This is a genomic window from Vibrio sp. OPT46, from assembly GCF_015163535.1.
GTDB classification, from domain to species: Bacteria; Pseudomonadota; Gammaproteobacteria; order Enterobacterales; family Vibrionaceae; genus Vibrio; species Vibrio alginolyticus.
Genome location: NZ_JADDYG010000421.1, coordinates 1 through 206, shown reverse-complemented (window position 1 = coordinate 206; position 206 = coordinate 1). Strand labels below are relative to the sequence as shown.

Genomic DNA, 206 nt, shown 5'->3' with positions numbered 1-206 from the left:
CTTGGAGGCAATCTACATGCAAAAGGCATGATGATTATGCAAGCTTTCTTGAGCTCTGCTCTGAAACTGGATGAACCACTGCCTTACTCTGCCTCCATCGTATTTGAACAGTCTTATAGTGAAGTTGATGGTGACAGCGCATCTCTTGCAGAACTTTGTTGCTTGGTGAGTGCTTTATCTGAATCTCCAATTAATCAACAAGTTGC

1 pseudogene is annotated in these 206 nt (G+C 42.7%); it reads left to right on the top strand.

The features are described from left to right. Positions 1-206, top strand: a pseudogene (locus IQR33_RS18860) (Lon protease family protein); the annotation flags it as partial.